At 67.1% G+C, this 26,201-nt stretch carries 32 protein-coding genes; 20 read left to right on the top strand and 12 right to left on the bottom strand.

Annotated features, from left to right (window positions below; translation table 11 throughout):
- The first annotated feature begins 93 nt into the window (after positions 1-93).
- The 11 genes from GGR46_RS16285 (at position 94) to GGR46_RS16335 (ending at position 6,920) form a co-directional block, all read left to right on the top strand.
- On the top strand, positions 94-915 hold the full coding sequence (locus GGR46_RS16285) for a pyruvate, water dikinase regulatory protein (RefSeq protein ID WP_183999090.1): 822 nt from the start codon (positions 94-96) through the stop codon (positions 913-915).
- Positions 912-1,508, top strand: a complete 597-nt coding sequence (locus GGR46_RS16290; RefSeq protein ID WP_183999091.1) for a Maf family nucleotide pyrophosphatase — start codon at positions 912-914, stop codon at positions 1,506-1,508. Before GGR46_RS16285 ends, GGR46_RS16290 begins: the two co-directional genes overlap by 4 nt.
- Positions 1,505-2,314 carry a shikimate dehydrogenase gene (aroE, locus tag GGR46_RS16295; protein ID WP_183999092.1) on the top strand — a complete coding sequence of 270 codons (810 nt, stop codon included), beginning with the start codon at positions 1,505-1,507 and terminating at the stop codon, positions 2,312-2,314. Before GGR46_RS16290 ends, aroE begins: the two co-directional genes overlap by 4 nt.
- Before the next feature lie 10 nt (positions 2,315-2,324).
- Complete coding sequence (gene coaE / locus GGR46_RS16300) at positions 2,325-2,918, top strand: dephospho-CoA kinase (protein WP_183999093.1); 594 nt, start codon at positions 2,325-2,327, stop codon at positions 2,916-2,918.
- Positions 2,919-2,925: 7 nt separating this feature from the next.
- Positions 2,926-3,618: a DNA polymerase III subunit epsilon gene (dnaQ, locus tag GGR46_RS16305; protein WP_183999094.1), complete on the top strand. Its 693-nt coding sequence runs from the start codon at positions 2,926-2,928 to the stop codon at positions 3,616-3,618.
- Between the two features lie 75 nt (positions 3,619-3,693).
- Positions 3,694-4,281: a ribosome hibernation-promoting factor, HPF/YfiA family gene (hpf, locus tag GGR46_RS16310; protein ID WP_183999095.1), complete on the top strand. Its 588-nt coding sequence runs from the start codon at positions 3,694-3,696 to the stop codon at positions 4,279-4,281.
- Positions 4,282-4,317: 36 nt separating this feature from the next.
- Positions 4,318-4,785 (top strand): PTS sugar transporter subunit IIA, encoded by a 468-nt coding sequence (locus tag GGR46_RS16315; protein ID WP_183999096.1) that lies wholly within the window; start codon positions 4,318-4,320, stop codon positions 4,783-4,785.
- Positions 4,745-5,248, top strand: a complete 504-nt coding sequence (locus GGR46_RS16320) for a PaaI family thioesterase (protein ID WP_183999097.1) — start codon at positions 4,745-4,747, stop codon at positions 5,246-5,248. Before GGR46_RS16315 ends, GGR46_RS16320 begins: the two co-directional genes overlap by 41 nt.
- Positions 5,245-5,586: a DUF1491 family protein gene (locus GGR46_RS16325; RefSeq protein WP_184000059.1), complete on the top strand. Its 342-nt coding sequence runs from the start codon at positions 5,245-5,247 to the stop codon at positions 5,584-5,586. The genes GGR46_RS16320 and GGR46_RS16325 overlap by 4 nt, the downstream gene beginning before the upstream one ends.
- 192 nt (positions 5,587-5,778) lie before the next feature.
- Positions 5,779-6,387: a cell wall hydrolase gene (locus tag GGR46_RS16330; RefSeq protein ID WP_343058202.1), complete on the top strand. Its 609-nt coding sequence runs from the start codon at positions 5,779-5,781 to the stop codon at positions 6,385-6,387.
- Between the two features lie 50 nt (positions 6,388-6,437).
- Positions 6,438-6,920 (top strand): MmcB family DNA repair protein, encoded by a 483-nt coding sequence (locus GGR46_RS16335; RefSeq protein WP_183999099.1) that lies wholly within the window; start codon positions 6,438-6,440, stop codon positions 6,918-6,920.
- On the opposite strand, the gene GGR46_RS16340 is transcribed toward GGR46_RS16335, so the two are convergent.
- Positions 6,917-7,534 (bottom strand): ankyrin repeat domain-containing protein, encoded by a 618-nt coding sequence (locus GGR46_RS16340; RefSeq protein WP_183999100.1) that lies wholly within the window; start codon positions 7,532-7,534, stop codon positions 6,917-6,919. The genes GGR46_RS16335 and GGR46_RS16340 overlap by 4 nt on opposite strands.
- Positions 7,535-7,603: 69 nt before the next feature.
- Between GGR46_RS16340 and GGR46_RS16345 the strand changes: the two genes are divergently transcribed.
- Genes GGR46_RS16345 through GGR46_RS16355 form a run of 3 tightly spaced genes read left to right on the top strand, consistent with a single transcriptional unit; the run spans position 7,604 to position 9,290 of the window.
- On the top strand, positions 7,604-8,188 hold the full coding sequence (locus tag GGR46_RS16345; RefSeq protein ID WP_183999101.1) for an SCO family protein: 585 nt from the start codon (positions 7,604-7,606) through the stop codon (positions 8,186-8,188).
- Positions 8,185-8,619 carry a YcgN family cysteine cluster protein gene (locus tag GGR46_RS16350; protein ID WP_183999102.1) on the top strand — a complete coding sequence of 145 codons (435 nt, stop codon included), beginning with the start codon at positions 8,185-8,187 and terminating at the stop codon, positions 8,617-8,619. Before GGR46_RS16345 ends, GGR46_RS16350 begins: the two co-directional genes overlap by 4 nt.
- Complete coding sequence (locus GGR46_RS16355) at positions 8,616-9,290, top strand: M48 family metallopeptidase (protein ID WP_246426193.1); 675 nt, start codon at positions 8,616-8,618, stop codon at positions 9,288-9,290. Before GGR46_RS16350 ends, GGR46_RS16355 begins: the two co-directional genes overlap by 4 nt.
- A gap of 120 nt (positions 9,291-9,410) precedes the next feature.
- Here the strand turns inward: GGR46_RS16355 and GGR46_RS16360 are convergent, their stop codons facing one another.
- The 4 genes from GGR46_RS16360 to GGR46_RS16375 are packed head-to-tail and all read right to left on the bottom strand — an operon-like array spanning position 9,411 to position 13,087.
- Complete coding sequence (locus tag GGR46_RS16360; RefSeq protein WP_183999103.1) at positions 9,411-11,567, bottom strand: transglycosylase domain-containing protein; 2,157 nt, start codon at positions 11,565-11,567, stop codon at positions 9,411-9,413.
- Between the two features lie 50 nt (positions 11,568-11,617).
- Positions 11,618-12,043, bottom strand: a complete 426-nt coding sequence (gene msrB / locus GGR46_RS16365; protein ID WP_183999104.1) for a peptide-methionine (R)-S-oxide reductase MsrB — start codon at positions 12,041-12,043, stop codon at positions 11,618-11,620.
- Between the two features lie 34 nt (positions 12,044-12,077).
- The gene (locus GGR46_RS16370; RefSeq protein WP_183999105.1) at positions 12,078-12,578 is read right to left on the bottom strand and encodes a sterol desaturase family protein; all 501 of its coding nucleotides are present in this window, start codon (positions 12,576-12,578) and stop codon (positions 12,078-12,080) included.
- A gap of 23 nt (positions 12,579-12,601) precedes the next feature.
- The gene (locus GGR46_RS16375) at positions 12,602-13,087 is read right to left on the bottom strand and encodes a hypothetical protein (protein WP_183999106.1); all 486 of its coding nucleotides are present in this window, start codon (positions 13,085-13,087) and stop codon (positions 12,602-12,604) included.
- A 168-nt stretch (positions 13,088-13,255) separates the two neighbouring features.
- On the opposite strand from GGR46_RS16375, the gene sucC reads away from it, so the two are divergent.
- Positions 13,256-14,458 carry an ADP-forming succinate--CoA ligase subunit beta gene (sucC, locus tag GGR46_RS16380; protein ID WP_183999107.1) on the top strand — a complete coding sequence of 401 codons (1,203 nt, stop codon included), beginning with the start codon at positions 13,256-13,258 and terminating at the stop codon, positions 14,456-14,458.
- Between the two features lie 64 nt (positions 14,459-14,522).
- On the opposite strand, the gene GGR46_RS16385 is transcribed toward sucC, so the two are convergent.
- Positions 14,523-14,996, bottom strand: coding sequence for a hypothetical protein (locus GGR46_RS16385; RefSeq protein WP_183999108.1), 474 nt, complete (start codon positions 14,994-14,996; stop codon positions 14,523-14,525).
- A 198-nt stretch (positions 14,997-15,194) separates the two neighbouring features.
- Here GGR46_RS16385 and GGR46_RS16390 point away from each other — a divergent pair, with 198 nt between their 5' ends.
- From GGR46_RS16390 to GGR46_RS16405, 4 genes are read left to right on the top strand one after another with little or no spacing between them, the layout of a single operon-like run.
- Positions 15,195-15,947 carry an electron transfer flavoprotein subunit beta/FixA family protein gene (locus GGR46_RS16390; RefSeq protein ID WP_183999109.1) on the top strand — a complete coding sequence of 251 codons (753 nt, stop codon included), beginning with the start codon at positions 15,195-15,197 and terminating at the stop codon, positions 15,945-15,947.
- Entirely contained in the window at positions 15,944-16,873 is a 930-nt protein-coding gene (locus GGR46_RS16395) for an electron transfer flavoprotein subunit alpha/FixB family protein (protein WP_183999110.1), read from the top strand. Before GGR46_RS16390 ends, GGR46_RS16395 begins: the two co-directional genes overlap by 4 nt.
- Before the next feature lie 2 nt (positions 16,874-16,875).
- Entirely contained in the window at positions 16,876-17,523 is a 648-nt protein-coding gene (locus tag GGR46_RS16400) for a phytanoyl-CoA dioxygenase family protein (RefSeq protein WP_221262828.1), read from the top strand.
- Positions 17,524-17,572: 49 nt separating this feature from the next.
- On the top strand, positions 17,573-17,866 hold the full coding sequence (locus GGR46_RS16405; RefSeq protein WP_183999111.1) for a toxin-antitoxin system YwqK family antitoxin: 294 nt from the start codon (positions 17,573-17,575) through the stop codon (positions 17,864-17,866).
- Between the two features lie 29 nt (positions 17,867-17,895).
- Here the strand turns inward: GGR46_RS16405 and GGR46_RS16410 are convergent, their stop codons facing one another.
- The 6 genes from GGR46_RS16410 to rpmI all read right to left on the bottom strand — a co-directional run bounded on the left by GGR46_RS16410 (position 17,896) and on the right by rpmI (position 23,861).
- The gene (locus tag GGR46_RS16410; RefSeq protein ID WP_183999112.1) at positions 17,896-19,143 is read right to left on the bottom strand and encodes an MFS transporter; all 1,248 of its coding nucleotides are present in this window, start codon (positions 19,141-19,143) and stop codon (positions 17,896-17,898) included.
- A gap of 103 nt (positions 19,144-19,246) precedes the next feature.
- Positions 19,247-19,660, bottom strand: coding sequence for a hypothetical protein (locus GGR46_RS16415; RefSeq protein ID WP_183999113.1), 414 nt, complete (start codon positions 19,658-19,660; stop codon positions 19,247-19,249).
- A gap of 4 nt (positions 19,661-19,664) precedes the next feature.
- Positions 19,665-22,076 carry a phenylalanine--tRNA ligase subunit beta gene (gene pheT / locus GGR46_RS16420; RefSeq protein WP_183999114.1) on the bottom strand — a complete coding sequence of 804 codons (2,412 nt, stop codon included), beginning with the start codon at positions 22,074-22,076 and terminating at the stop codon, positions 19,665-19,667.
- Positions 22,073-23,173 carry a phenylalanine--tRNA ligase subunit alpha gene (pheS, locus tag GGR46_RS16425; RefSeq protein WP_183999115.1) on the bottom strand — a complete coding sequence of 367 codons (1,101 nt, stop codon included), beginning with the start codon at positions 23,171-23,173 and terminating at the stop codon, positions 22,073-22,075. Before pheS ends, pheT begins: the two co-directional genes overlap by 4 nt.
- A gap of 104 nt (positions 23,174-23,277) precedes the next feature.
- A complete protein-coding gene (gene rplT, locus GGR46_RS16430; RefSeq protein WP_183999116.1) occupies positions 23,278-23,643 on the bottom strand; it encodes a 50S ribosomal protein L20 in 366 nt (121 codons plus the stop codon).
- Between the two features lie 14 nt (positions 23,644-23,657).
- Entirely contained in the window at positions 23,658-23,861 is a 204-nt protein-coding gene (gene rpmI / locus GGR46_RS16435) for a 50S ribosomal protein L35 (RefSeq protein ID WP_056616276.1), read from the bottom strand.
- 190 nt (positions 23,862-24,051) lie between these two features.
- On the opposite strand from rpmI, the gene GGR46_RS16440 reads away from it, so the two are divergent.
- The gene (locus GGR46_RS16440; RefSeq protein WP_184000062.1) at positions 24,052-26,157 is read left to right on the top strand and encodes an AsmA family protein; all 2,106 of its coding nucleotides are present in this window, start codon (positions 24,052-24,054) and stop codon (positions 26,155-26,157) included.
- Positions 26,158-26,201 lie beyond the last annotated feature (44 nt).

Here is a 26,201-nt window from a genome sequence, read left to right on the forward strand (position 1 = left end):
GGTTCGTGCGCCGGGTTGCGCTAGTGGCTGTCAGCCATGTTTTCCACAGATTCACCCCCAGTGGCGCTCTGCGCCTTCCCCAAGGGTCACTGAATGCGGCTTCACCTCCACCTCCTCTCCGATTCCACCGGCGAGACGCTGGAGAACATCGCCAAGGCGGCGCTCGCCCAATATGACGATGTCGAAACGCTCCGCCATTTCTGGCCGATGGTGCGCAGCGAAGCGCATCTCGAGCGCATCCTCCAGGAGATCGCCCAGAATCCCGGGCTGGTGCTCTACACGCTGGTGAACCCCGAGATCCGCCGCACGCTGGAAAGCCGCTGCAGGGCGATGGGCCTGCCCGCGATCGCCCCGCTCGATCCTGTCAACCACGCCCTGTCCAACCTGCTCGGCCAGGAGGCGAAGGCGCGGCCCGGCCGGCAACATACCCTGGACGCAGCCTATTTCGCCCGCGTCGATGCGATCCAGTTCACCATCGCGCATGACGACGGGCTGCTCGCCGAGGATTGGGAAGAGGCCGACATCCTCCTCGCCGGCGTCTCGCGCTCGTCCAAGACGCCGACGTCGATCTATCTCGCCAATCGCGGCTACAAGACCGCCAACATCCCGATCGTGGTGGAATCCCCGCCGCCGGCCGAGCTGTTCGGCCTCAAGCATCCCCTGATCGTCGGCCTTACCACCAGCGCCGACCGGCTGATCCAGATCCGCCGCAACCGGCTGCTCTCGCTGAACCAGGCGACCGAGACGAGCTATGTCGAGCAGGACGCGGTGACGCGCGAAGTCGCCTTTGCCCGGCGGATGTTCGCCGACAATGGCTGGCCGGTGATCGACGTGACGCGCCGCTCGATCGAGGAGACCGCGGCGGCGATCATCCAGCTGTGCAACGAACGGACCCTAGAGAAAGGCGCCCAGTGAAACTCGTACTCGCTTCGCAAAGCGCATCGCGCCGCGCGATGCTAAATGATGCCGGTGTGCCGCATGAAGCCGTGACGGCACAGGTCGACGAAGCCTCGGCCAAGCAATCCCTGCTCGCCTCCGGCATCTCGCCGCGCGATCTTGCCGACGCGCTGGCCGAGCTGAAGGCTTTGAAGGTATCCGGCCTGGTGCCGGCTGCCCTGGTCCTGGGCGGGGATTCGCTGGTCGCGCTCGACGACGGCACGCTGCTCGACAAGCCGGAGAGCCGCGAACAGGCTGCGGACCATCTCCGCCGCATGTCGGGCAGGACGCACGATATCTACAGCGCCGCGGTGATCGCCGAGGGCGGCCGCGCGGTGTGGCGCCATGTCGACCGCGCCAAGCTGCACGTTCGCCCGCTCTCCGAAAAGTTCATCGAGGAATATCTCGATGTGGAATGGCCCGCGATCGCCGGCTGTGTCGGCTGCTTCCGCATCGAAGGGCCCGGCGTCCAGCTGTTCAGCCGCACCGATGGCAGCCAGTTCACCATCCTCGGCATGCCGCTGCTGCCGATCCTCTCTTATCTGCGTACCCGCGGAGTTCTGACGTCATGACTGTCCATGCCGAAGTGATCGGCGACCCGATCGCCCAGTCCAAGTCGCCGCTGATCCACGGCTTCTGGCTGAAGCAGCTCGGCATCGAGGCCGAGTACAGGCGCGCGCACGTGAAGCCGGAGGCGCTGGCCGGCTATTTCGAAGCGCGCAAGGCCGATCCCGACTGGCGCGGCTGCAACATCACCATTCCCCACAAGCAGGCGGCGCTCGAATTCGTCGAGGATCGTGGCGGCATCCGGGAATCGATCGGTGCGATCAACACGGTGGTGCGCGCCGAGGACGGGGCGCTGGTCGGCACCAATACCGATGCCGGTGGCTTCTATGCGCCGATCGCCGGGCTCGATCTCGACGGCAAGCATGCCGTGGTGATCGGTGCCGGCGGCGCGGCGCGGGCGATCCTGTTCGCGCTGTCCAAGGTCGGCATCGGCCGGGTGACACTGCTCAACCGCAATGTCCTGAAGGGCGCGGCGCTGCTTTCCAGCTTCGGCATCAAGGGCGAGGCGCTGCCGCTCAATGCCAGGCTCCCCGCCGCCCAGCTGCTGGTCAACGCCAGCGCGCTCGGCATGGTCGGCCAGCCGCCGCTCGAGGTCGACCTGTCGCCCCTGCCCGAGGACGCCGTCGTCTATGACGCGGTCTATGCCCCGCTCGAGACCGATCTGCTCACCCAGGCGCGCGATCGCGAGCTCGATACGGTGGACGGTCTCGAGATGCTGGTCGGCCAGGCCGCCCTTGCCTTCGAGCTGTTCTTCGGTGCCGAGCCGCCGCGCGACCGCGACGACGAACTGCGCGCGCTGCTGACGTCATGATCGTGCGCCGATGATTGTTCTGGGCCTCACCGGGTCGATCGGCATGGGCAAGTCGACCGTGGCGGCGATGTTCGCCGAGCTTGGCGTGCCGGTGTTCGACGCCGATGCCGAGGTCCACAAGCTCCAGGGCCCGGGCGGCGCGCTGGTCGCCGAGATCGAGGCGGAATTCCCCGACACCACCACCGCGCTGGGGGTCGATCGCACCCTGTTGCGCGAGGCGGTGCTCGCCGATCCCACTGCCTTTGCCCGGCTCGAGGCGATCATCCACCCCGCCGTGACCGATGCGCGCAATGCCTTTCTCGATTCGAATCGCGACCGGCCGCTGGTCGTGCTCGACGTGCCCCTGCTGTTCGAAGCCGGCGGCTGGAAGCATGTCGACAAGATCGCGGTGGTCTCGGCCCCGCCCGAGGTCCAGCGCGAACGCGTGCTCGCCCGGCCGGGCATGACGGTTGCACGATTCGAGGCGATTCTCGCCCGCCAGCTTCCCGATGCGGAGAAACGCGCCCGCGCCGACTTCGTGATCCCCACCGGCGTGCCGATCGGGGAGACCCGTGCGGCAGTACGTGATGTCACTGCTTGCCTAGTCGGCCCGGCAGTAGGATAAGTGACAAATGCGTGAAATCGTGTTCGACACCGAAACCACCGGGCTCAGCTTCTCGGGTGGCGATCGGCTGGTCGAGATCGGGTGTGTCGAGCTGGTCAACCGGGTGATGACCGGGCGCAATTTCCACGCCTATATCAATCCCCAGCGGCCGATGCCGATCGAGGCGTTCAACGTCCACGGCCTGTCGGACGTGTTCCTCTCGGACAAGCCGCTGTTCGAGGATGTGGTCGAGGGCATGCTCGAGTTCATCGGCGACAGCCCGATGATCGCGCACAACGCCAATTTCGACTTCGGCTTCATCAACGGCGAGCTGAAGCGCAGCGGTCGGCCGATCGTCGATCTCGGCCGCATGGTCGACACGCTGGCGATCGCTCGGGTCAAGCATCCCGGCGCCAAGCACACACTCGACGCGCTTTGCACGCGCTATGGCATCGATCTCACCCAGCGCACCCTGCACGGGGCGCTGATCGACGCCTCGCTGCTTGCGCAGGTCTATGTCGAGCTGACCGGCGGTCGGCAGATCACTCTGGGCCTCGCGGTCGACGCGCCGGTGATGCGCGAGACCGCCGCGGAGGCCCCAACGCGGGTACATGTGCGTCCCGCGCGCCAGTTTGCGGCCAGTGCGGCGGAACTCGAACGCCACGCGGCCTTTCTCTCTAAGATGGAGGAGCCACTCTGGGGCGCCGCCCCGACCAATTGATCCCCGGCAGTTGACCGCGGTCAATCGGTTCGGGCTTCGGCCCAGCTAAACTCCTCGAACAAGTGGAGGTGAAAAATGGACATCCGGGTTTCTGGGCATCAGGTCGAGACCGGCGCCGCGCTCAAGGCGCAGGTCAACGAACGACTCCAGGGGATAGCCGACAAATATTTCTCGCGGGCGCTCTCCTCCCAGGCGACCTTCGGCAAGGGGCCGCACGACAATGGCTTCACCTGCGACATCGTGATGCACGTGATGCAGGGCCTCGTCCTCAAGGCCACCAACAAGGGCATGGAGGCGCATGGCGCCTTCGACGGTGCCGCCGACCGGATCGACAAGCAGCTGCGCCGCTACACGCGCCGGCTCAAGGACCGGCAGAATGGCGTGGTCAACGCGTTCGCCGAGAATGGCGCCTATGACAACAACGCCGGCTACACGCTGTTCCAGGAAGCGGAAGAAGAGGCCGAGCCCTCGGATGCGCCGCTGATCATCGCCGAGACCCGGGTCGATGTGCCGGATGCCACCGTTTCGGATGCAGTTATGATGCTCGACCTCCGCAACACCAACGCGCTGCTGTTCCGAAATAGCGCGACAGGTGCCCATAACATGGTCTATCGGCGCGGCGACGGGACGATCGGCTGGGTGGAACCCAATCGCGCCGCCTGAGTAGTAGGGTCTGGGGCGGACCTAACTGGAATATCGATGACGACGATCCATGAATTGCTCGTGCCGGAGGCAGTGCTTTCCGGCGTGAGTGTTGCCAGCAAGAAGGCGCTGTTCGCAGCGCTGGGGGCAGCCGCCGCCGAGGCCTATGGCCTCGACGCGCGCGCTGTCGCCGAGACCCTGACCGCCCGCGAGAAGCTCGGTTCGACCGGCTTCGGCGCGGGTATCGCCATCCCGCACGGCAAGCTCGATGCGATCCGCCGCGTCTGCGGCGTGTTCGTGCGGCTGGAGAAGCCGGTCGATTTCGGCGCGGTGGACGAACTGCCCGTCGATCTCGTCTTCATGCTGCTCTCGCCGGTGGGCGCGGGTGCCGAGCATCTCAAGGCCCTGGCCTGCGTCTCGCGGCTGCTGCGCGACAAGGGCGTGGCCGCCAAGCTGCGCGGTGCCGGCTCGCACGATGCGCTCTATGCGCTGCTCGCCGGCGTGGAGGCGCGTGACGCTGCCTGAACCGATCGGGCCCGAAGTCAGTGGCGCGGAGGCTCATTTCCGCGCCCTGGAATCGCTCTATGCGGCGGCGCCGATCAACCGGTTGTTCGAGTCCGTGCTCGAGATTCCCGAGCCTGGCCTTGCGCGTATCCGCTTCACGATAGACGAGCGCTATTTCCACGCGGCCGGTGCGGCGCACGGCACGAGCTATTTCAAGATGCTCGACGATGCCGCCTTCTACGCGGTCAACAGCCTGGTCACCGATCGCTTCGTGCTGACCACCCAGTTCAACCTGCTGCTCACCAAGCCGCTCGGTCCCGGGCCGGTGGTGGCGGAGGGGCGTTGGGTGAGCGGCCAGCGGCGCGTGTTCGTCGGCGAAGCGCGGCTGATCGATGCGACCGGCGAGGAAGCCGCACGCGGCACGGGCACCTTCATGCGCTCGCGCATCCCGCTCGCCTCGCTGCCCGGCTACGCCCAGGGCTGATGGCACGGCTCGCCACCGGGCTGCTCGTCAATGCGCTGATCCGCCGTGCCGAGGGCGCGGGTGGCAGCGCGATGGTGCTCGCCAAAGGCGATGCGACGGCGGGGGCGGTGTTGCTCCTGCTGGTCGAGCGCGGCGCCAATCCGCGCTTCGTCGAACGTGGCCTGGGGCCGGACGGAAGTGCTGCGCTGATCGCTTCCGGACCTCGCGAATTCGCCGATGACGGCGAAGTTACTGCCTATTGGAGGCGGCGTCGCGCGCGCGATTCCGATCTCTGGGTGGTGGAACTGGATATCGCGCAGGCGGAACGGTTCGCCGCTGAAACATTCACGATCAATTGACATATGGGCGCCTAGCGGCGAAAGGCCCGCGCTACATCAATCGCGTTGTGCTGCCCGGGGTGTGAAGTCGGTCGGTTACGCAGTCGGGGGGGAAGCCCGGCGGTCCTGAGAAGAAAACGGGCCGGCCGCGCACCAACCGCACAGCAACGAAGCCTAATGAAGTTCATCCATCGCGCCGCGTGCTTCGCGGCCGTGACTTTCTGCGCTGGCGCACTTGCGAATGCCGCCACGCTCGATGTGACCCTGAACGCGCAGGATGCGCCCATTCAGGCGGTCAACACGCTGGAACACCAGGTTGTTCCCACGCCGGCCCCCCAGGCCGCGCCGGTCGCCCTTCCGAAGGGCGAAATCGTCCAGCAGATCCCCGATGCGGATACGGACGAAGAAGATTTCGAATCCCTCTCCGAAGCCGTCGCCGCCCAGGATGCGCCCGCGTCGCTCGACAGCGAGCTCAATTGCCTTGCCGTCAGCGTCTATTACGAAGCCAAGAGCGAGCCGCTTGCCGGCCAGCTTGCCGTGGCGGACGTGATCCTCAACCGCACCGAATCCGGCCGCTTCCCGCGCTCGGTCTGCGGGGTCGTCACCCAGCGCGGCCAGTTCTCCTTCGTGCGCGGCGGCAAGCTGCCGACCCCGCCGGCCAATGGCCAGTGGAAGAAGGCACTCGCCGTGGCCCAGGTCGCGATGAAGGAGCAGTGGGATTCACCGGTCCCCGAGGCGCTCTATTTCCATGCTCGTTATGTGAATCCGAGCTGGAAGCGTGCCCGTGTCGGCTCGGTGGGCAACCACGTTTTCTATCGCTGAGCCGAGTCGCGGGGTTTCCTGCGTTCGCCTAATGTTCTAAACCGCCGGGGATGAACTCTCCGGCCGTTTCGATTCAGCCAGACCCGTTGATCGCCGCCGATGTGGCGCGCGGAGTAACGCGGCTCCTCCTCCGCCACGACTGCGTGGCCCTGGCCGAAGTGCCGCTCGAAGGCGGTCGTCGCGCCGACCTGATGGCGATCGATTCCCGCGGCAACATCGTCATCGTCGAGATCAAGGTCTCGCGTGCAGATCTGCTCGGCGACGGGAAGTGGACCGATTATCTCGCGCATTGCGACCGGTTCTTTTGGGCGGTGCCGGAGGGATTCGATCTGCGCCCGTTCGAGCAGGAAAACTTCCTGCCCTCGCGTGCCGGATTGATCGTTGCGGACCGTTATGACGCGGCGGTGATGCGCGAGGCGGCGACAATGCCCCTGCCCGCGCCGACGCGCAGGAAATGCACCCTGGCCTTCGCCCGGCGCGCCGCGCGCCGGGTCATCCAGATCCTCGATCCGGAAGCCGAGTCCGGCTTCTAGAGCTTCGGGCCGGCCGGCGCCGCGCTGCCGCTGGCCTTGCCGCCCTTGGCGGCTTCGGCGAGCAGCTTGGCGATCTGCGGATAGCGTGCCTCGTCCCGGGCATAGTCGCGGGCCGACTTGCCGGTGACGTTGTCGGTGCGGTCCGGATTGGCGCCCGCGTCGAGCAGCTCGCGCACCACATTGATGTCATGGACCTGCACCGCGCGGATCAGCGGCGTCTCGCCGCTCATGTTCGCGAGATTCACATTGGCGCCGTACTTGATCAGGATCTGCACGCCCTCGTCCCAGCCGCGCTCGGCGGCGATGAGCAGCGCGGTGTTGCCGCGGCCGTCCTGCAGGTTGGCGTTGATGTCGTCCTGCTGGAGCAGCACGCGCAGATAGGTCGAGTCGCTGCGCTTGGTGACGATGTGCAGCGCACCCTCGCCGGTGTTGCGATCCTTGGTGTTGACGATGCGGAGCGACTTGTTCTCCAGATACTTGTTCACCTTGCTGCCGTCCGTCTCGCGGATGGCATTGAGGAAATTGTAGCTGTCGGAGAATTGCTGGGCCGATGCGGGCACGGCGGCGAGCATCAGCAGGGCGGCGCCGGCGGCGCCCAATACGCGAACGGTCATGTGTTTGCCCAAACCCCATAGCGGCAGTGCTTGCAAGCCCCGAACTATCAGATCATGGCTGGCGATACCATGAGCAGGATATTTCAGGCCTTTGCGCCTTTGCTACTGATCGTCTCGGGCTGCAGCGGCGGTACGAGCGAGGAGCCGCCGCTCGCCGGTGCCCGGATCGGCGGGCCCTTCGCGCTCACCGACCAGAACGGCAAGACGGTGCGCGACGGCGATTTCGCCGGCAAATATCGCATCGTCTATTTCGGCTATACCTATTGCCCGGACATCTGCCCGAACGACATGCTCAAGATCGGCCAGGCGATGAAGCTGCTCGACAAGCGCGCGCCGGCCAAGGCGAAGGCCATCGTGCCGATCTTCGTCACCGTCGATCCCGAGCGCGACACGCCCAAGGTGGTCGGCGAGTTCGTCCGGAATTTCGACGATCGCATCGTCGGGCTGACCGGCACGCCGGCGGCGATCCAGGCGGTCGAGAAGCAATATGCGGTCTATGCCAAGAAGGAAGCGCCCGGTCCGGGCGGCGCCTATCTGGTAGGACACAGCCAGATTGCCTATCTGATGGACAAGGACGGCAAGCCAATCACGTCGCTGCCGATCGAGAAGGACGCCGCTGCCCTGCTGGAGCAGCTCGACCATTGGGTGAAATGACCGGTAAATTCTGGGAAGACCTGCCGCTGGAGAAGCTGGACCGCGCACAATGGGAAGCCCTGTGCGACGGCTGCGGGAAGTGCTGCATCCACAAGCTGGAGGATGAGGAGACCGGCGAGCTCCATGCGACCAACGTCGCGTGCCGGTTGCTCGACCGGCGGATGGGGCGTTGTTCGGACTACAAGCATCGCCATGCCTATGTCCCCGAATGCGTGCGGCTGACCGCGCGCAACGTGCGCGACATCGAGTGGCTGCCCTCCACCTGCGCCTATCGCCTGCGCGGCGAAGGCAAGCCGCTGCCCGACTGGCATTATCTGGTCAGCGGCGATCCGGAGTCGGTCCACAAGGCCGGCGAGTCGACCCGCGGCTGGACGGTCAGCGAGGACGATGTGGTGGATTTCGAGCATCACCTGGTGGACCGCGAGCTTTGAGCGACCCGGAGATCGAGGTGGTCCGTCACGCCCGAGCGCGGCGGATGCGGCTCTCGGTCGATCCCCGGTCGGGCAAGGTGAAGCTCACGCTGCCGCCCCGCGCCTCGCTCAAGAAGGGCATGGACTGGGCGCGTGAGCAGCAGGGCTGGATCGCGCTGCAACAGGCCAAGATGCCCGAGGCGCGGCCCTTCGCGCCGGGTGCCCGGATTCCGATCGGCGATGCCGAGGTGGAGATCGTCTGGCCCGCGACCGGGGCCGGGCGCACGCCGAGGCTGGTCGGCGACCAGCTGCTCTGCGGCGGCCCGCGCGAGGGGCTGGAAAAGCGCATCGAGCGCTGGCTCCGCCAGGCGGCGCTCGACCTGCTCAGCGAAGAGACCGCCGAATATGCCGAACGGGCCGGGGTGAGCGTCACCAAGGTCTCGATCGGCGATCCGCGCGGCCGATGGGGGAGCTGCGCCTCTTCGGGGCAGATCCGCTACAGCTGGCGGCTGCTCCTGGCGCCGGGCTTCGTCCGCCGCTCGACGGTGGCGCACGAGGTCGCGCACCGCATCCACATGAACCACTCGCCGGCGTTCCACCGCGTGGTGGCGGAATTGTACGAAGGCGATCCGGATCGTGCGCGCGCCTGGCTGAAGCGCAATGGTGCGGGATTGCACTGGTACGGCAAATGATGGCCGTCACCCCCGCGAAAGCGGGGGGCCATCTCGTGCGCTACCCCAAAATCACAACCGATGTGCTCGTTGCCCATCCGGGAGATGGGCCCCCGCTTTCGCGGGGGTGACGATAATGGATTACTGCTGCTCGCCGCGCGGCGCCCCGTCGCGCGGCTGCGGGGCCGTCTGCCGGGGAACGTCGCGCGGGGCCTCGCGCTGGTCGCGCTGCGGCTGGGCGGGCGCCGGTGCCCGCTTGCCCGTCATCCGGTCGATCCAGTCCTGGTCGAGCTGCTCGTCGCCCTGCCCGCCCTGCTGACTCGGAACCGGCTGGACGACCTCGCTGCCGTCGCTACGCGGCTGCTGGTCCTCGGCAACCGGATTGCCGTCCTCGTCGACGAACACGCCATTATCCGGCTCGCCATAGGCCGCATTCTCTTCGTCGAGCTGATATTCGGGCAAGGTCACCTGGGTGTCGAACTGCTCGACCGGACGCTTCGCCACCGCCTTGATCATGAAATCATGGAAGGCGCGCGCCGGCGCGGTGCCGCCCTGCAGGCCGGGGACGACCTTGGCATCGTCGCGGCCCATCCACACGCCGGTGGTGAGGCCCGAGGAGAAGCCGACGAACCAGCCGTCCTTGTTCGACGTGGTGGTGCCGGTCTTGCCGGCGACCGGGCGGCCGATCTGCGCGGCACGGCCGGTGCCGGTGGCGACGGCGGTCTGCATCAGGTCGGTCATCTGCGCCGCCACATAGGGGGCAACGAGGACGTGGCTGGTATCGACCTCGTGCTGGTAGATCACCGCGCCGTTCGCGGTCACCCGGGTGATGCCGTACGGCGTCACTGCAACGCCCTTGTTCGCCACCGAGGCGAAGGCGCGGGTCATGTCGATCAGGCGTACGTCCGAAGTGCCGAGCACCATTGCGGGATGCGTGTCGACCGGGGTGGTGATGCCGAAGCGGCGGGCCATGTCGGCGATCGCGCCGAAGCCGACTTCCTGGCCGAGCTTCGCCGCGATCGTGTTGACCGAATAGGCGAAGGCGGTGCGGATGTTCATCTCGCCGCGGAACGCGCCCGAGCTGTTGCGCGGGCTCCAGCCGGCGATCGTCACCGGCTCGTCGACCACCAGGTCGTCGGGCTTGTGGCCCGATTCCAGCGCGGTGAGATAGACGAACAGCTTGAATGCCGAGCCCGGCTGGCGGGTCGCCTGGGTCGCGCGATTGTAGATCGACGCGACATAATCCTTGCCGCCGACCATCGCGCGCACCGCGCCGTCGCGGTCGAGGCTGACCAGCGCACCCTGCGCGTTCTTGGGCGCATTGGCACGGATCGCGTCGTCGGCGGCGCGCTGCATGTTCAGGTCGAGCGTGGTCCACACCTCGAGCGGCGCCTCGGTCTCGTCGATCAGCACCTCGAGCTGGGGCAGCGCCCAGTCGGTGAAGTAGCGCACGCTGTTCTGCTGCGGCTCGGGCGCGAGCGCCACGGTGCGCGGATCGGTCGCCCTGGCCTGGGCCTCGGTGATCTTGCCGGTCTCGGCCATCAGGTCGAGCACCACGCTGGCGCGGCCAATCGCGGCCTCGGCATCGGCGGTGGGCGAATAATGCGAGGGCGCCTTGACCAGGCCGGCGATCACCGCGGCCTCGGCCAGCGTCAGGTTGGTCGCCGGATGGCCGAAGAATTTCCGGCTCGCCGCGTCGATGCCGTATGCGCCGCCGCCGAAATAGACCTTGTTGAGATAGAGCTCGAGGATCTCGTCCTTGCTGAACTTGCGCTCCATCGACAGCGCGATGATGCCTTCGCGCACCTTGCGGCCGAGATCGTACTTGTTCGACAGGAAGATGGTGCGTGCCACCTGCTGGGTGATGGTCGAGCCGCCCTGCAGGCGCCGGCCCTCGTCGTGCAGCTGCTTGGCGCGCCAGAACATGCGGGCGACGCCGACCGGATCGACGCCCCAGTGCGATTCGAAGCGGCGATCCTCGGTCGCGATGATCGCGTCCTTCATCACCTGCGGAATCCGGTCGTACTTGATCCACTCGCCATAGCTCGGCCCGAGCGAGACCAGCACCGTGCCGTCCGCGGCATGGACGCGGATCATCTGGCCGTTGGGCGAGGATTTCAGCTCGTCGAAGCTCGGCAGCGTCGACTTGGTCGAATAGACCGCGATCAGGAGCGCGATGAAAGCGAGCAGCGCCAGGCTGCCTCCGCTGATCAGCGTCCAGAAGGCGACACGCTTCCAAAAGGAGAAATCACGCCATTTGGGCGTGCGGATCACGGCTGGCAGGTTTTTCGATGGCATCGGGGGAGTGCGATTAAGCCCTATTCGGCCCGCTCACAAGGATCAGGCGCTCAGCCCTGCTCGCTAGCGGCATTGTGGTTGCCACCACGTGAACGAAAATCGAGGCTGGCCGAGTTTATGCAGTAGCGCAGGCCGGTCGGCGGCGGACCGTCGGGGAAGACATGGCCCTGGTGCCCGTCGCAGCGCGCGCAGCGCAGCTCGACCCGGCGCATGCCATGGCTGACATCGGCATGCTCGGTGACGTTCTCCGGGCTGATCGACCGGGTGAAGCTCGGCCAGCCCGATCCCGAATCGAACTTGTCGGCGCTGTCGAACAGCTCGAGCTTGCAGCCGGCGCAGAGATAGAGGCCATCGGCCTTGTTGTCGGTGAAGCGGCCGGAGAAAGCGGGTTCGGTTCCCGCCTCGCGCAGCACGTGAAACTGTTCCGGGTTCAGGCGCTTGCGCCACTCGGACTCGGAGAGGTTCAGATGCTCCATAAACCCAAGCATGTGTCCGGCACCGGGGCCGGCGTCAATCCGCGTTCGCGCGGAAGCGGCCCAAACCGGCATTGACCTTGAGCTGGCGCTTCAATTCCTCGGCGGGTGGCGCCCAGAGAAAGCCGAAGCTGACCGCGCCGTGCTTCGATTCGACCGCATGGTGGAGCCGGTGCGCCTGGACGATTCGCTTCATATAGGTCGAGCGGGGGACGTAGCGATGGGCCACCCGCTGGTGGACGATCACGTCGTGGAACCCGAAATAGATCGCGCCATAACCGGCGATTCCGGCACCGATCCACGTGAAACCAGGCCACCAGCCCGCCTGCACCCCGCCATAGAGCAGGACGATCGAAGGGATGGCGAAGATCACGGCATAGAGGTCGTTCCATTCGAACCAGCCGGTGCGGGCCCGGTGATGGCTCTCGTGCAGGAACCAGCCCGGCCCGTGCATCACCCAGCGGTGCATCGCCCAGGCGAAGACCTCCATCGCGGCGATGGTGGCGAGGAACAGGGCAAGGCCGAACCAGGGGGACATGGTCGTTAGATAGGCGTTGTCGCTCAGAAGGCGAAGGCCGTGCCGTCGCATTTGGTCGGAGTCAGCACGTAGCTGGCGAAGGGCCTCTCGCTGCCGTCGGGCTTGCGGGCGGTGATCGTCCAGCGCCAGCCCTTGCTCAGCGGCTCGAGGCGATTGGCATAGAGCGCGTCGGGATAGGCATAGTCGATCGACAGCACGCCTTCCCTGTCGGCGCGGCCCTTGCCGGCGGCGCTGTAGCCGGCGCCGAAGCTGTCCATCCACCAGGCGCTGAGCCTGTCGCCGTCATGGTCGCCGATCGCGATTGCCGCGTCATAGGGATCGGCGGGGTCGAGCCCGTGCGACTCGAGCAGCAGGTAGCGGCCGCCCAGATGCCAGGCGCCGCGCACGCGAGTCGCGACTCGCTTGCCCATCACCTCGCCCGGCGCGTCCCAGCAGCCCGCCAGCCGGTCGAGTGCGGCATGGGCGGTCTCGGGAGCGAGGAGCAGTGCGGCGGCAAGGGCAAGGGACATGCGCCTTTCCTAGCCACGCGCCGATCGCCAAGCCATACCGGCTCTTCCATCTTCTTATTGCGAGTACGTCGCACTCGCAATTAAAGCGAAAAGATTTGGATTCGCGCGCGCGTCGTGCTTAAGGCACGCGCAAACTCCTTCCCGCCATAACCATGAGGGCGCGTTCCCATGAACATCCATGAATATCAGGCCAAGGAACTGCTGGCGAAGTACGGCGCGCCGATCGCCGCGGGCTTTGCCGCCTTCACCGTCGAGGAGGCCGTCGAGGCCGCCAAGAAGCTGCCCGGGCCGCTCTTCGTCGTGAAGTCGCAGATCCATGCCGGCGGCCGCGGCAAGGGCAAGTTCAAGGAGCTCGGCCCCGATGCGAAGGGCGGCGTCCGCCTCGCCTTCTCGCTCGACGAAGTCCGCGCCCATGCGACCGACATGCTCGGCAACACGCTGGTGACGATCCAGACCGGTGAGCACGGCAAGCAGGTCAACCGCCTGTACGTCACCGACGGCGCCGACATCGCCAAGGAATTCTACCTCGCGCTCCTCGTCGATCGCGCCACCGGCCGCGTCGCCTTCGTCGTCTCGACCGAGGGCGGCATGGACATCGAGGAAGTCGCCCACTCGACGCCCGAGAAGATCCACACCTTCGACGTCGATCCCGCGACCGGCTTCATGCCGCACCACGGCCGCGCCGTCGCTGCCGCGCTGGGCCTGACCGGCGACCAGGGCAAGCAGGCCGCCAAGGTCGCGTCGTCGCTGTTCGCCGCCTTCGTCGCAACCGACGCCGCGCAGATCGAAGTGAACCCGCTGGCGCTGACCGAGCAGGGCAACCTCCTCGTCCTCGACGCCAAGGTCGGCTTCGATTCGAACGCGATGTTCCGCCACAAGGACCTGGCCGAGCTGCGCGACGAGTCGGAGGAAGATCCCGCCGAGCTCGAAGCCTCGAAGTACGACCTGGCGTACATCAAGCTCGATGGCGACATCGGCTGCATGGTCAACGGCGCCGGCCTGGCGATGGCCACGATGGACATCATCAAGCTCAACGGCATGTTCCCGGCCAACTTCCTCGACGTCGGCGGCGGCGCTTCGAAGGAGAAGGTCACCGCGGCGTTCAAGATCATCCTCGCCGATCCGAACGTGAAGGGCATCCTGGTCAACATCTTCGGCGGCATCATGAAGTGCGACATCATCGCCGCCGGCATCGTCGCCGCGGCGAAGGAAGTGAACCTCTCGGTGCCGCTGGTCGTGCGCCTCGAGGGCACCAACGTCGCCGAGGGCAAGGAAATCCTCGCCAATTCGGGCCTCGCCATCGTTCCCGCGAACGACCTGGGCGATGCCGCGAAGAAGATCGTGGCCGAGGTCAAGAAGCTCGCCGCCTGAGCGACCTGACTGGCTGAACCGATAAGGGGGCGGAGGAGACCGGGTCTCTTCCGCCCCTTTTTCGTCAGCGCGGCTTCGACGCCGCCACACCCTTCTCGCTGATGCTCTTGTCCGCTGGCGCCGGCGGTTCGGCCGTCCTGGCGGTGGTCGGCGTCATCGAGAGGCGCGAGGGCATGTTCCCGGTTGCCGGGAGCTTGGCGGCTTCGGCCGCAGCAGGCGCCGCGTCTTCCGTGCGCCGGCCGCCGGTATAGGTCCGGCCCTTGCCCTCCGCGGCTTCCGCAGGATCGGAGGACGGGCATTCCGGCTCGGCCGCGCCCTCCCGCTTGGTCGGATTGACTCCGCCCTTCACCACGATGCCGCCGATCGGGCTGCCGGGTGCGCAGCGCGCATAGCTCGACGAGACCGCCCCGCTTGGCCTGGTGACGGTCCTGGGTGGCGCCTTGTCCTTGGCAGCAACCGGCGCGTCCTGCGCAAACGCGGGTGCCGTGGCGACGCTTGCCGCCAGGGCTGCTCCGATGATCAGCTGGTACTTCCCCATCTGTCCTCTCCCTTCCTGCATGAAGTTGAAGGTTCGTGTCTGAATTTCGGGTGAACCCGCGGCACCTCGGCAAAACGACCATCCGCGCGGGTTTTTCGATGATTGGGTATGCCCTATCACTGTTTGGGGTGGACTTGGCCGGAATCTCGGGCATTAGCGGTTCGCACAGCCGTTCTTCCAGCGATGGAGAGGATTTCGATGAAAGTTCTGGTGCCGGTCAAGCGCGTGCTTGACTATAACGTGAAGCCCCGCGTGAAGGCGGATGGGACGGGGGTCGATCTCGCCAACGTCAAGATGAGCATGAACCCGTTCGACGAGATCGCGATCGAGGAAGCCGTGCGCCTGAAGGAAAAGGGCGCCGCGACCGAGGTGGTCGTCGTCACGATCGGCGTCGCCAAGGCGGAAACCGATGTGCTGCTCACCGCGCGCGCCATGGGCGCCGATCGCGGCATCCTGATCCAGACCGATGACGAGATCGAGCCGCTGGCCGTCGCCAAGCTCCTCGCCAAGGTCGCCGAAGAGGAGCAGCCCGGGCTGATCATCCTCGGCAAGCAGGCGATCGACGACGACAGCAACCAGACCGGCCAGATGCTGGCCGCGCTGCTCGGCTGGCCCCAGGGCACCTTCGCCTCGAAGGTCGAGCTGGGCGGCAATGGCATGCAGGTCACCCGCGAAGTCGATGGCGGCCTCGAGACGGTCGATCTGAAACTCCCCGCAATCGTCACCACCGATCTCCGCCTCAACGAGCCGCGCTACGCGACGCTGCCGAACATCATGAAGGCCAAGTCCAAGCCGGTCGCGAAGAAGACCGTCGCGGACTACGGCGTCGACACCGCCCCGCGCCTCAAGACGCTCAAGGTCGTCGAGCCGGCCAAGCGCACGGCCGGCATCAAGGTGGGCTCGGTCGACGAGCTGGTCGAGAAGCTCAAGGGTCTGGGAGTCGCGAAATGAAGACGCTGGTTTGGGTCGAGCACGACAATCAGAGCCTGAAGGACGCCACCCTCGCCGTGGTCACCGCCGCGGCGAAGGTCGGCGAAGTCCATCTCCTCGTTGCCGGCAAGGGCGTCGACGGCGTCGCCAGCCAGGCGGCGGCGATCGAAGGCGTGGGCAAGGTCCATGTCGCCGACGACGCTGCCTATGAGCATTTCCTCGCCGAGAACGTCGCGCCGCTGATCGTGTCGCTGATGGGTTCGCACGACGCGGTCCTCTTCCCGGCGACCACCACCGGCAAGAACATCGCGCCGCGCGTGGCTGCCGCGCTCGACGTGATGCAGATCTCGGACATCCTCTCGGTCGAGGGTGCCGACACCTTCACCCGTCCGATCTATGCCGGCAACGCGATCGCCACCGTGCAGACCAGCGACAAGAAGCTGGTGATCACCGTGCGCGGCACCGCCTTCGCCAAGGCTGCGGCCACCGGCGGTTCGGGCACCGTGGAGGCAGTGTCGGGCGAAGGCGACAAGGGTCTCTCGACCTTCGCCGGTGCCGAGATCGCCAAGTCCGAGCGTCCGGAGCTGACCAGCGCCAAGGTGATCGTCTCGGGCGGCCGTGCGCTCGGCTCGCAGGAGCAGTTCCATGCGCTGATCGATCCGCTGGCGGACAAGCTCGGTGCCGCCGTCGGCGCTTCGCGCGCTGCCGTGGACGCGGGCTATGCGCCGAACGACTATCAGGTCGGCCAGACCGGCAAGATCGTCGCCCCGGAAGTCTATGTCGCGATCGGCATCTCGGGTGCGATCCAGCACCTCGCGGGCATGAAGGACTCCAAGACGATCATCGCGATCAACAAGGACGAGGACGCCCCGATCTTCCAGGTGGCGGACATCGGCCTGGTCGGCGACCTGTTCAAGATCGTGCCGGAGCTGACCGAGAAGCTCTGAGCTTGGCGCTTTCGCTGAACGAAGATGGGGCGGCGCACCTTCCGGGTGCGGCCGCCCCTTTTCTTGGCGCGCTGTCGGCATTGGCAGAAGGCCAGCCGGCGGACCGTGCGGGACTTCGCCTCCACGGCGTGCCCGGCCTGGTCGAACTGCTCGACCCCGATGCGCTCGGCGCGCTGGTCCCCGGCATGCGCCCGGTCCGCGCGATCCTGTTCGACAAGAGCCCGGGCACCAACTGGGCGCTCGGCTGGCATCAGGACCGGACGATCGCGGTGCGGGAGCGTCGCGAGGCGCCCGGCTTCGGCCCCTGGTCGATAAAACAGGGCATGTTCCACGTGGAGCCGCCCTTCGCGCTGATCGAATCGATGCGCACGATCCGCGTCCATCTCGATCCGGTGCCCGAGGACAATGCGCCCTTGCTGATCGCGCCGGGCTCGCACCGGCTCGGGCGGATTCCCGAAACCGAGTTGGCGGCGGTGGTCGAACGCCGCGGCACCGCGGCCTGCCTGGCAGAGGCCGGCGATGTCTGGCTTTGCGCCACCCCGATCGTCCACGCCTCCGCCGCCAGCAGCGGCGCGCGGCACCGCCGGGTGCTGCAGGTGGATTTCTCCGCGGAGATGCTGCCCCACGGCCTGGAGTGGCTGGGCGTGTGAGCGCCGTGGCATGTTGCGAGATACCCCGCGCCTCGCATAGTTTCGGCGCATGGATGCGCTCAACATCGCCGAGATACCGTTCGAGGACGGCAAGATCCGATACCGCTATTCGCGCTTCCTGTCCGACGATGGCAGCCGCTGGATCCGGCATGGCAGCTTCGTCGCCTACCACCCGAACGGCGAGATCGCTTCCGAAGGCAATTACGTACAGGGTGTCGAGAGCGGCAGCTGGCGCGATTATCACGACAATGGCCAGATCGCTGCGGAAGGTGTGTATACCGATGGCGTCGAGACGGGCATCTGGCGCTACTGGAATAGCGACGGTTCCGAATCAGGCGCGTGACCCCGGGCGATTGAGGCTCCGCCGGTGCGTCAATCGGCTCCCATCGGCCGCGGCGGGGTGACTTCGGGAAGCGGCAATGGCGGGATGGTCGAAAGCTTCGCCGCGATCGCGAGCGCCAGCACCGTCAGCACTCCGCAATAGAGCGCCACGCCGGTCCATCCCCAGCCGGTCCAGGCGACGCCGCCTGCAGAGCCGAGAACGCTCGAACCGAGATAGTAGAAGAACAGATAGAAGGCTGCCGCCTGCCCCCGGCTCGCCCGGGCGCGCCTTCCGACCCAGCTCGAGGCGATCGAATGCGCGCCGAAAAAGCCGATGGTGACGATGCCGATCCCTGCCACCACCAGCGCCAGCCACATCGAGGCGGTCAGGGCCACGCCGACCAGCAGCATCGCGGTGGGAATCCAGAAGACCAGCCGCCGCCCGCGCTTTTCGGCGAGATGCCCGAACCAGGTCGAGCTCACCGAGCCGAGCAGATAGAGCAGGAAGATCGCCCCGATCGCCGCATGGCTCAGCCCGAAGGGCGGTGCGAGCAGCCGGAAGCCGACATAGTTATAGATGGTGACGAACACGCCCATCAGCAGGAACGCCTCGGCATAGAGCAAAGGCATGGCGCGGTCCTTGAGCAGCGCGCGCCCGGCGGCGAGCACCGCACCCGGGTGCACCGCCTGTGGCACGAAGCGGCGCGAGGGCGGAGCGAGGCGGCGGAATCCCTCGGCCATCAACAGGCCGACCAGCCCGACGCCGACCAGTCCCCAGCGCCAGTCGATCAGCTCGGTCAGCAGGCTCACGCCCAGCCGCCCGGCCATGCCGCCGATCCCGCTGCCGGCGATGTAGAGCCCCATTGCCGGCCCCACAGAGCGCGGGTCGATCTCCTCGCTGACATAGGCCATGGCGACCGCGGGCATGCCGGCCAACGCGATGCCGGTGAGCAGGCGGAGCGCGAGCAGGCTGTCCCAGCCCGGCGCCAGCCCGGTGAGCATGGTCAGCAGCCCCGCGCCGAACATCGCGGCCACCATCAGCGGCCGCCGCCCGATTTTGTCCGAAAGCATGCCTGCGATGACGATCGCCACGGCGAGCGGTCCGGTGGCGATCGATATGGCCAGGCTCGCCACTTCGGCGCTCAGATGGAACTCGCTGGCGAACAGCGGCAGCAGCGGCTGGGCCGAATAGAGCAGCGAGAAGGTGGAGAAGCCCGCGAACAGCATCGCCAGCGTCAGGCGCCGATAGCCCGGAGTGCCGCGGACATGGCCGCCAGGTTCAGTCCCTGTATCCGTCATGATCCGCCAACGCGTCTGCACCCGTCAGGTGCACGGCGCACCTGCATTTTTCGCTGCTACGCTTTCTTATAGGGCAAGCGGGGAAGTGATTGGTCGCGCTCGGCTATTCCTGTTGCAGGTCGCCGCGCGGCTCGTGCAGCTGCCAGCCCTCCCCGTCGAACCGGTCCTCGTGCGGGCCATATTGGACCAGCGTCCCCGCCGGCGCGCCGAGTTCGGGCAGATGCAGGCGGAGCAGCGCCCGGGCGCGCTCCACATCGGTGGCGTCGATGTCGAGGATGGTGGCGGCGTCGGCGCCCTCGGTCGGGTCCTCGGCGTCGAAATCGACATGGGTGTAGAGCGTGCCGCCGCCCGAGCAGCAGCCGAGCCCCGCCAGCCGCAGCTCGGCATCGAGATGGATGGCGAAGCGGCCATGGCGCTCGAACGGATCGAGGTCGCCGGGCATCGACACCGTCATGCAGGTGAAGTCGACCGGGTCCTCCATCTTGCCGTCCAGGCCGGGGAGGAACCGGTCGATCATTGCATCAGCCCCGCAGCGTGGCGCCGAGCTTCGCCGCGGCGGCGACCACCTTGTCGGCGACTGCCTTCAGCTCCTCGTCGGTGAAGCTCTTCTCGCCCGGCTGCAGCGTGATTTCGATGGCCAGGCTCTTCTGCCCCTCCGGCACGCCGGTGCCGGTGAACAGGTCGAACAGCCGTGCGTCGACGATGGTCGCCTTGTCCGCGCCCTTCACGGTGCGCACCAGGTCGCCCGCCGCCAGCGTGGCCGGCACCAGGAAGGCGAAGTCGCGCGTCACCGCCTGCAGCGCCGGCGGCGTATAGGCCGTACGCATGAAGCCCGTGCCGCCCCGCTTGGCGGGCATCGCATCGAGATAGAGCTCGACCGCGGCGACATCGCCGTCGAGGTCGAACGCCTTGAGCACGCTCGGGTGGACCATGCCGAACGCCGCCAGCACCGTCTTCGGCCCGAGCCGCAGCGTTGCCGACTGGCCCGGGTGCCAGACGTCGCCCGCCTCGCCCATCACCTGCAGGTTCGCCACCGGCGCGCCAGCGGCCTCGAGCAGCGCGATCGCCTCGGCCTTGGCGTCGAACGCGGTGAAGGGCTGCGCCTTGCCGCCCTGCCAGCCGCGCGGGCTCTTCGCCCCGCCGAGCAGCACGCTCAGCGTCGGGCGCTCGCCCTCGGCCAGATAGCGACGGCCCAGCTCGAACAGGCGCACCGAGGTCGCGCCGCGCTTCAGGTTGCGCTCCGCCGCCGCGAGCAGGCCCGGCAGCAGCGAAGGCCGCATGACCTTCATGTCCTCGCTGATCGGGTTGGCCAGCGTCCAGGCACCGCCGCCGAACGGCGCCGCCTCGGCTTCGGAGACGAAGCTCCAGGTCACCGCCTCGTTGAGACCGCGCGCGGCGGCGTTGCGGCGCAGCTTGCGCTCGATCTTCTGCTCGGGCGTCGCGGTCGGCTTGGCCACGCCGGGCACGCGCGACAGCGGCGTCGAGGGGACATTGTCGATGCCCTCGATGCGGATCACTTCCTCGACCAGGTCGGCCGGGCCGTCGACATCGCGGCGCCAGCTCGGCGCGGTGACGCGCAGCGCGTCGAAGCCCTTGTCGAGGTCCACGGGATCGCCATTGCCGTCGAGCGGCTGGACGGTGAAGCCCAGGCTCTCGAGGATCTCGACCTGGCGCGCCGCCGGCACGGCGAGGCCGCCCAGCGTCTCGGCGAGCTTCGGGTCGTAGCCGGTGGTCACGCCCACCTTGGGCAGCGTGCCGGCGCGGGTCACTTCGCTCGGCTTGCCGCCACACAGCTCGATCACCAGCCGTGTCGCGATCGCGATGCCGTCTTCGAGGAATTCCGGATCGACGCCGCGCTCGAAGCGCGAGCGGGCATCGCTGGTCAGCATCAGCTTCTGGCCGGCACGGGCAATATGGTCGGGATCGAAATAGGCGCATTCGATCACGACGTCGGTGGTCGCCTCGGACACGCCGGTGTCCTCGCCGCCCATGATGCCGCCGATATCGTGCACGCCGTTGGCGTCGGCGATCACGGTGATCGTCTCGTCGAGCGTGTAGGTCTTCTCGTTGAGCGCCAGCACCTGCTCGCCGGCCTTCGCCTTGCGCACGGTCAGCGCGCCCGACAGCTTGGCCTTGTCATAGACGTGGAGCGGGCGGCCGAGATCGATCATCACATAGTTGGTGATGTCGACCAGCGCCGAGATCGGCCGCTGGCCGATCGCCTTGAGCCGGCGCTGCATCCATTCGGGCGACGCGCCATTGGTGACCCCCGAAACGGTCTGGCCGTAATAGGCCGGGCAGCCCTCGGGCGCCTCGATCTTCACCTCGGGACCCGCGCCCTCGCCCGCCACCGGATCGGCGGCAAGCGGCTTGAGCGTGCCGAGGCCGGCCGCGGCGAGGTCGCGCGCGATGCCGCGCACGCCCATGCAGTCCTGGCGGTTCGGGGTGATCGAGATGTCGAACACCGGATCGTTGAGGTCGGCATAATCGGCGAACGCCGTGCCGACCGGCGCATCGGCCGGCAGCTCGATGATGCCGTCATGATCGTCGCCCAGCTCGAGCTCGCGCGTCGAGCACATCATGCCGTTCGATTCGACGCCGCGCACCGCGGCGACCTTCAGCTGCATGCCATTGGCCGGCACCACCGCGCCCGGGGTGCCGAGCACGCCGACCAGCCCTGCCCTTGCATTGGGCGCGCCGCAGACCACGGTGAGCACCTGCTCGCCGGTATCGACGGTCAGCACTTGCAGCTTGTCCGCCTGGGGGTGGCGCTCGGCGGTCAGCACCTTGGCGACGCGGAAGCCGTTCAGCTTCTCGCCCGGATTCTCCACGCCTTCCACTTCGAGGCCGACACGGGTCAGCGCCTCCTCGATGTCGGTGACCGAGACGTTGGTGTCGAGATGCTCCTTGAGCCAGCTCAGGGTGAACTTCATGCGCCCACTCCCCCGCTCAGCGTGGGAATGTCGAGCGCCGAGAAGCCGTAGTGCCTGAGCCAGCGCAGATCGCCGTCGAAGAAGGCGCGCAAGTCGTCCATCCCATATTTGAGCATCGCCAGCCGGTCGACCCCGGTGCCGAATGCAAAACCCTGCCATTCGTTCGGATCGAGGCCGCAGCTCTCGATCACCTTGCGGTGGACCATCCCGGAGCCGAGCACTTCCATCCAGCCGCCATTGTCGCTCTTGCGCGGATCGCCGCCGATCACGCGCTTGCCGTTCTGCCAGGTGAAGCCGACATCGACTTCGGCCGAAGGCTCGGTGAACGGGAAATAGCTCGGGCGCAGGCGCAGCACGATGTCGTCGCGCTCGAAGAACGCCTTGAGGAAGGTCTCCAGCGTCCACTTCAGGTGGCCGAGCGTGATCCCCTTGTCGATCACCAGACCTTCGATCTGGTGGAACATCGGCGTGTGCGTCGCATCGCTGTCCGAGCGATAGACGCGGCCCGGCGCGATGATCCGGATCGGCGGCTTGTCCTGCACCATGGTGCGGATCTGCACAGGCGAAGTATGGGTGCGCAGCAGATACTTCTGGCTGCCGTCCTCCTCGCGCGGGAAATAGAAGGTGTCGTGCATCGCCCGGGCCGGATGGGTCTCGGGGATGTTGAGCGCGGTGAAATTGTGCCAATCGTCCTCGATCTCGGGACCGGTGGCGACTGCGAAGCCGAGATCGGCGAAGATCTCCGCCAGCTCGTCCATCACCTGGCTGACCGGATGCACGCTGCCCGCGGGCACGCCATCGACCGGCAGGGTCATGTCGATCGTCTCGCTGGCGAGCCGCGCGTCGAGCGCCGCCTTCTCCAGCCCGGCCTTGCGGGCGGCCAGCGCCTCGGTCACCGCCTCACGCAGCGCGTGGATGCGCGGCCCCTCGACCTGGCGCGCCTCGGGGCTCATCCCGCCCAGCGTCTTGAGCAGGCCCGTCACCACGCCCTGCTTGCCGAGCGCCTGCACGCGCACCGCTTCCACGGCGTCGAGCCCCGCGGCTGCCTCGATGGAGCCGAGCAGGTCGGTTCGCAGCTGATCCAGATCGGTCGTCATCAAATCCTCATTTCGTCGAGGGAGCCTCTAGCGGTGACGGCGCCAAAGAAAAAGGGCGCCGGTGTTGCCACCGACGCCCCATTTTCTTCTACGCGTCAGGTCGCTCAGGCGGCCTGGGGCAGAGCCGCCTTCGCCTGCGCGACGATGGCGGTAAAGGCTTCGCCTTCGTTCATCGCGATATCGGCCAGGACCTTGCGGTCCAGCTCGATGCCGGCGAGCTTCAGCCCGTGCATGAACTGCGAATAGGTCAGGCCCTCGGCGCGGACACCGGCGTTGATGCGCTGGATCCACAGACCACGGAAGGTCCGCTTCTTAACCTTACGGTCGCGATACGCGTACTGGCCGGCCTTTTCGACGGCCTGACGGGCGATGCGGATCGTGTTCTTGCGACGACCGCGATAGCCCTTTGCCTGCTCAAGAATGTTCTTGTGCTTGGCCTTGGTGGTTACACCACGCTTAACTCGTGCCATTTTCTAGGCCCTCCTTACTTCAGGCCGTACGGCGCCCACGCGATAACGCGGGCGGTATCGGCGTCGGCGAGCACGGAGGTGCCGCGGTTCTGGCGGATGTACTTCGCGTTGTGCGAAATCAGGCGGTGGCGCTTGCCGGCGACTCCGTGCTTCACCTTGCCAGTGGCGGTGAGCTTGAAGCGCTTCTTGACGCCGCTCTTCGTCTTGAGCTTGGGCATTTTCGTCTCCTTATAGTTCGACGATTGCGGACACGCGCGGCAGCCCATTCAGCCGGCGCATCCCTACGATCGCGGAAAGCGGGGCCCCTAGCCCAAACGCCGCTGCAGCGCAACCTGAGTCTCGGGAGACCGCTCCGGCAAGCGGAGGAGGAAAGGGAACTCCATGGTGTTGCGGGGCTTTTTCTACCGCATGGCCGATCGCGACACGCCCATAAAAGCCGCCGATACGGCCTCCGCTGGCGCCCCGGCCAGGCCGATTCGCGCGCTCGGCACGCCGCTCGCCGGCGTCATCGCGGTCATCGCCACGTTCCTCGGCCTGCTCGTCCTCGCCTGGACGATCCTGTTCGTCACCAAGGGCCGCTTCCTCAAGCACAGTTTCGAGCGCATCGTCGCGGGCCAGACCCACCGCGAAGTGAAGGTCGCCGGCGACTTCCAGCTCTATCTCGATCCCTTCAACGTGAAGTTCGTCGCCGAACGGATGACGATCGCCAACCCGGCATGGGCCGGCAAGGGCAATTTCTTCGAGGCCCGGCGCATCGATTCGCGCATCTCCACCTGGTCGCTGATCACCGGCAATCGCCGGATCAACTGGCTGAGCCTGGAGAATGGTCAGGTCGACCTGCAATGGGACAAGGCCGGCAAGCGCAACACATGGACCTTCAGCGAGGAAAAGGGCGAGCCACTCGACCTGCCCGCCATCCGCCGCGCGCTGCTCCAGGGCACGCTGATCCGCTATGCTGATCCGCGGATGCAGATCGAGGCCACCATCCGCGTCCACACCGTCGAGGCCAAGGATACCCAGTTCGCCTCGACCATCTCGTTCGACGGCAGCGGCACGGCGCGTGGCACCCGCTTCGTCCTGGACGGCGCGCTGCTCACCCCCAATGCCACCGTCTCGGGCGGCAGGAACCAGCTCGAGCTCCATGCCGAGGGCGTGCGCACCCAGCTGGATGTTGCGGGCACCCTGCCCGGCGCCACCGAGATCGAGGGCGCCGATCTGCACATGGACGTGCGCGGCCAGAACCTGGCGGACATCTTCATGCTCGCCGGCATCGCCGTGCCCGATACGCGCACCTATCGCCTCACCTCGGCGCTGACCAAGCAGGGCGACGAGTGGCGCTTCACCGGGCTCAAGGGCCGATTCGGCGATTCGGACATTGCCGGCAAGATGACCGTGAAGATGACGCGCCCGCGCATGCTGCTCACCGCGCAGCTCGCCACCGACACGCTCGATATCGTCGATGCCGGCCCGTTCATCGGCTATAATCCCAACACGCTGGCGGCAAAGGGCGCTGCCGGTGCGATCACCCAGGTCTCCGGCACGCCGCGCATCCTGCCCGACGCGAAGCTGCGCGTGGAGGCGCTGCGCAACTTCGACGCCAAGGTCCATTGGACGGTGCGCGACGTGCGGGCGCCGAGCTTCCCGGTCTCGAACATCGAGCTGGGTCTCGACCTCGACAACATGCTGCTCAGGCTCAGCCCGTTCAACTTCAGCATGGCGCGCGGCACGGTCAGCTCGGACATCACGATCGATGCGCGTAAGCAGCCGGTCTTCACCGACTACGACGTGCGCCTCTCGCCCACCCCGATGGGAACGCTGCTGGCGGGTTTCGGCGTCGAGCAGAGCGGCACCAGCGGCACGATCAAGGCGCGGGTGAAGATGACCGGCGCGGGTGACAGTGTGCGCGAATCGCTCGCCAATTCGAACGGTCGCATCGCGGTGATCCTGCCGCGCGGCAGCATGTGGACGCGCAACATCCAGCTGTCGGAGATCGATATCGGCACCTTCGTCCAGAAGATGTTCGAGAAGAAGCTCAAGGAGCCGGTGCAGATCAATTGCGGGCTGATCGGCTTCACGGTGCGGGACGGCATCGCCGCGGCGGACCCGATCCTGATCGACACCCAGAAGAACGTCGTGCTCGGCCGCGGCGGGTTCAGCTTCCGCAACGAGAGCATCGATCTCGCCATCCGCGCCGACGGCAAGAAGTTCAGCCTGTTCTCCGGCCAGTCGCCGGTCGGCCTGAACGGCTATTTCGCCCGGCCGGGCCTGGACGTGATCTCGCCCGAGCTGGTCGCGCGCGCCGGCGTGGGGCTTGGCCTGGGCGTATTCGCCAGCCCGTTCGCCGCGATCATCGCATTCGTCGATGTCGGCGATGCCAAGGCCGCGGATTGCGGCCCGGTCCTCGAGGGTGCCCGCGCCGTCGCCCAGCGCACCAGCAAGGGCAAGCCGCGCGACGATGTCGGTCGCGGCACCACCGCCAAGTCGGGGAGCGGCAAGCGCGCGAAGAGGGATTGAGTCCTTCGCGTGCGGGCCCGCTGTCCGCAGCCGGCGAACCCGCC

It is taken from the genome of Sphingomonas kyeonggiensis (assembly GCF_014196745.1).
GTDB lineage: Bacteria > Pseudomonadota > Alphaproteobacteria > Sphingomonadales > Sphingomonadaceae > Sphingomonas > Sphingomonas kyeonggiensis.

Bases quoted from the DNA above. Each gene is read 5' to 3' on its own strand.
- dnaQ (WP_183999094.1), top strand. From the start codon at position 2,926: ATGCGTGAAATCGTGTTCGACACCGAAACCACCGGGCTCAGCTTCTCG.
- GGR46_RS16335 (WP_183999099.1), top strand. From the start codon at position 6,438: ATGAACTCTCCGGCCGTTTCGATTCAGCCAGACCCGTTGATCGCCGCC.
- GGR46_RS16320 (WP_183999097.1), top strand. From the start codon at position 4,745: ATGCGCTGCTCGCCGGCGTGGAGGCGCGTGACGCTGCCTGAACCGATC.
- GGR46_RS16360 (WP_183999103.1), bottom strand. From the start codon at position 11,567: ATGCCATCGAAAAACCTGCCAGCCGTGATCCGCACGCCCAAATGGCGT.
- aroE (WP_183999092.1), top strand. From the start codon at position 1,505: ATGACTGTCCATGCCGAAGTGATCGGCGACCCGATCGCCCAGTCCAAG.
- GGR46_RS16385 (WP_183999108.1), bottom strand. From the start codon at position 14,996: ATGGGGAAGTACCAGCTGATCATCGGAGCAGCCCTGGCGGCAAGCGTC.
- msrB (WP_183999104.1), bottom strand. From the start codon at position 12,043: ATGGAGCATCTGAACCTCTCCGAGTCCGAGTGGCGCAAGCGCCTGAAC.
- rpmI (WP_056616276.1), bottom strand. From the start codon at position 23,861: ATGCCCAAGCTCAAGACGAAGAGCGGCGTCAAGAAGCGCTTCAAGCTC.
- pheS (WP_183999115.1), bottom strand. From the start codon at position 23,173: ATGACGACCGATCTGGATCAGCTGCGAACCGACCTGCTCGGCTCCATC.
- GGR46_RS16350 (WP_183999102.1), top strand. From the start codon at position 8,185: ATGACCGGTAAATTCTGGGAAGACCTGCCGCTGGAGAAGCTGGACCGC.
- GGR46_RS16390 (WP_183999109.1), top strand. From the start codon at position 15,195: ATGAAAGTTCTGGTGCCGGTCAAGCGCGTGCTTGACTATAACGTGAAG.
- coaE (WP_183999093.1), top strand. From the start codon at position 2,325: ATGATTGTTCTGGGCCTCACCGGGTCGATCGGCATGGGCAAGTCGACC.
- GGR46_RS16375 (WP_183999106.1), bottom strand. From the start codon at position 13,087: ATGTCCCTTGCCCTTGCCGCCGCACTGCTCCTCGCTCCCGAGACCGCC.
- hpf (WP_183999095.1), top strand. From the start codon at position 3,694: ATGGACATCCGGGTTTCTGGGCATCAGGTCGAGACCGGCGCCGCGCTC.
- pheT (WP_183999114.1), bottom strand. From the start codon at position 22,076: ATGAAGTTCACCCTGAGCTGGCTCAAGGAGCATCTCGACACCAACGTC.
- GGR46_RS16410 (WP_183999112.1), bottom strand. From the start codon at position 19,143: ATGACGGATACAGGGACTGAACCTGGCGGCCATGTCCGCGGCACTCCG.
- rplT (WP_183999116.1), bottom strand. From the start codon at position 23,643: ATGGCACGAGTTAAGCGTGGTGTAACCACCAAGGCCAAGCACAAGAAC.
- GGR46_RS16315 (WP_183999096.1), top strand. From the start codon at position 4,318: ATGACGACGATCCATGAATTGCTCGTGCCGGAGGCAGTGCTTTCCGGC.
- sucC (WP_183999107.1), top strand. From the start codon at position 13,256: ATGAACATCCATGAATATCAGGCCAAGGAACTGCTGGCGAAGTACGGC.
- GGR46_RS16285 (WP_183999090.1), top strand. From the start codon at position 94: ATGCGGCTTCACCTCCACCTCCTCTCCGATTCCACCGGCGAGACGCTG.
- GGR46_RS16405 (WP_183999111.1), top strand. From the start codon at position 17,573: ATGGATGCGCTCAACATCGCCGAGATACCGTTCGAGGACGGCAAGATC.
- GGR46_RS16340 (WP_183999100.1), bottom strand. From the start codon at position 7,534: ATGACCGTTCGCGTATTGGGCGCCGCCGGCGCCGCCCTGCTGATGCTC.
- GGR46_RS16395 (WP_183999110.1), top strand. From the start codon at position 15,944: ATGAAGACGCTGGTTTGGGTCGAGCACGACAATCAGAGCCTGAAGGAC.
- GGR46_RS16370 (WP_183999105.1), bottom strand. From the start codon at position 12,578: ATGTCCCCCTGGTTCGGCCTTGCCCTGTTCCTCGCCACCATCGCCGCG.
- GGR46_RS16345 (WP_183999101.1), top strand. From the start codon at position 7,604: ATGAGCAGGATATTTCAGGCCTTTGCGCCTTTGCTACTGATCGTCTCG.
- GGR46_RS16440 (WP_184000062.1), top strand. From the start codon at position 24,052: ATGGCCGATCGCGACACGCCCATAAAAGCCGCCGATACGGCCTCCGCT.
- GGR46_RS16415 (WP_183999113.1), bottom strand. From the start codon at position 19,660: ATGATCGACCGGTTCCTCCCCGGCCTGGACGGCAAGATGGAGGACCCG.